The organism is Streptomyces zaehneri, assembly GCF_032248645.1.
GTDB classification, from domain to species: domain Bacteria; phylum Actinomycetota; class Actinomycetes; order Streptomycetales; family Streptomycetaceae; genus Streptomyces; species Streptomyces coriariae.
Window position 1 is genome coordinate 1 of sequence record NZ_JASTTJ010000065.1, and the last position, 1,324, is coordinate 1,324.

At 67.2% G+C, this 1,324-nt stretch carries 2 protein-coding genes; both read right to left on the reverse strand.

What is annotated here, in order from left to right:
- Nucleotides 1-31: 31 nt before the first annotated feature.
- Nucleotides 32-949, reverse strand: coding sequence for an IS3 family transposase (locus QQM72_RS40650; RefSeq protein ID WP_314225832.1), 918 nt, complete (start codon nucleotides 947-949; stop codon nucleotides 32-34).
- The gene (locus tag QQM72_RS40655; protein WP_314225833.1) at nucleotides 946-1,254 is read right to left on the reverse strand and encodes a transposase; all 309 of its coding nucleotides are present in this window, start codon (nucleotides 1,252-1,254) and stop codon (nucleotides 946-948) included. Before QQM72_RS40655 ends, QQM72_RS40650 begins: the two co-directional genes overlap by 4 nt.
- Between the last annotated feature and the right edge of the window lie 70 nt (nucleotides 1,255-1,324).

Here is a 1,324-nt window from a genome sequence, read left to right on the forward strand (position 1 = left end):
TGAGGTTCCCCCGTCATGCGGGAGCCGCTGATCAGCTAGTCAGCAGGGGTTGACGGGTGTTCAGATTCGTTGGTTCGGCCGTCGCCTGCTCGGCGTAGTGCTTCTCCTCGAACTCGATCGGGCTGAGGAAACCGAGCCGTTCCTGGATGCGCCGGGAGTTATAGAAGCCGTCGATGTACTCGAAGAGCGCCAGGTTCGCCTCGGCCCTCGTGGTGAAAGTGCGGCCGCGGAGACCCTCGGTTTTGATGAGCATCCAGAGGTTCTCCGCGAGGGCGTTGTCGTACGAGTCCCCGACGGAACCCATGGACGCCTCAACTCCCGCTCGCATTAGCCGAGTTGTGAGCTTGATGGATGTGTACTGACAGCCGTGGTCGGCGTGGTGGATGAGCTTGCCCGGCTCGACCTCGCGGGACGCGAGCGCGTACTCCAGCGTGGTCAGGACCAGGTCGGCGTCCGCGCGGGCAGAGGTCTCCCACGCGACCACCCGGCGGGAGAAGGCGTCCCGGATCGCAGAGAGCCACAACGGTCCCTCGCCGGTGGAGATCATCGTCAGGTCGGTGACCCACAACCGGTTCGGCGCCGGTGCGGTGAAGTCCCTGTTGACCAGGTCCGGGGCGAGGCTGGCCTTGGGATCGCGGCGCGTGAAGCCTTTCCGCCGAGGGCTGACGCCTGCGATGTCGGCCTCGCGCATCAGGCGCTCGACCCGCTTGCGTCCCACGTGGACGCCCTCGCGTTTGAGGACGGCGTGCACGCGCGGCGAGCCGTAGTTGCCGCCGGACTCCGAGTGGATCTCCTTGATCCGCTCGGTCAGCTCGACGTCGCGGCGCCGCCGTTCGCACGGCTCCTTCTCCGCGCGGCGCCAGCGGTAGTAGGTGGAGGAGGCGATGTGGAGTTCCCGCAGGACGTGCTCGACTCCCAGGCGCGGGTGCTCGTCAACGAGCGCCGTCACCTGGGCCGGGTCGGGTCGAGTTGCGCCGCGAAAAAAGCCGAGGCCGTCCGCAGGACATCGTTGGCCCGCTTGAGCTGGGCGTTCTCCTTGCGCAGGGCCGCGAGTTCGGCGCGTTCGTCGGTGGTGAGACGGTCGTCGCGTTCGCCGGCGTCCGCCTCGGCCTGGCGGATCCAGCCGCGAAGGGCCTCGGGGTGCACGCCGAGGTCGACGGCCAGCTTCTTGATCTGCGGCTTCGGCTCGGTGGTGCGATACATCCGCACCGCACGGGCACGCAACTCAAGCGAGTATTTCCGGGGTGCAGCCATGGTCAAAGGTCCTCTCATGAGTCCCATCTGACCGGCTGTCAGCTTCCTCCGCATCTCGGGGGAACCTCAC